Source organism: Pseudomonas brassicacearum, assembly GCF_003732265.1.
Classification (GTDB): domain Bacteria; phylum Pseudomonadota; class Gammaproteobacteria; order Pseudomonadales; family Pseudomonadaceae; genus Aquipseudomonas; species Aquipseudomonas brassicacearum_D.
Genome location: NZ_MOBK01000442.1, coordinates 1 through 488 on the forward strand (window position 1 = coordinate 1; position 488 = coordinate 488).

General features: G+C 60.2%; 1 protein-coding gene. It reads left to right on the forward strand.

What is annotated here, in order from left to right; all coding sequences use genetic code 11:
• A partial coding sequence (locus tag BK660_RS32155) for a class I SAM-dependent methyltransferase (protein ID WP_123436476.1) occupies positions 1-478 on the forward strand: 478 nt, incomplete at its 5' end.
• Positions 479-488: the final 10 nt, after the last annotated feature.

A 488-nucleotide genomic window follows, 5' to 3' on the forward strand; every position in this document is an offset into this window, starting at 1 on the left:
TGCCTACACCTGCGGTTTTTCCGTGGCCGCCATCGAGGGCGGCGCCAGCCATGTGGTCAACCTGGACATGTCCCGCGCCGCACTGAGCCGGGGCCGCGACAACCATCGCTTGAACGGCCATGACTTGAGCAAAGTCAGTTTCCTCGGCCACGACCTGTTCAAGTCCTGGGGCAAGGTGATCAACAGCGGTCCGTATGATCTGGTGATCATCGATCCGCCGTCGTTCCAGAAAGGCAGTTTCCTGCTGACCAAGGATTACCAGCGCGTGCTGCGTCGCTTGCCGGAACTGCTCACGCCCCAAGGCACGGTGCTGGCGTGCATGAATGACCCGGCGTTCGGTTCGGACTTTCTGATTGAGGGCGTGACGCAGGAAGCGCCGAGTCTGCGTTTTGTAGAGCGGCTGGAGAATCCGCCGGAGTTTCCGGACATTGATCCTGAAAGCGGCCTCAAGGCCTTAGTCTTCCAGCGCACTATCTGACACCCAGAAG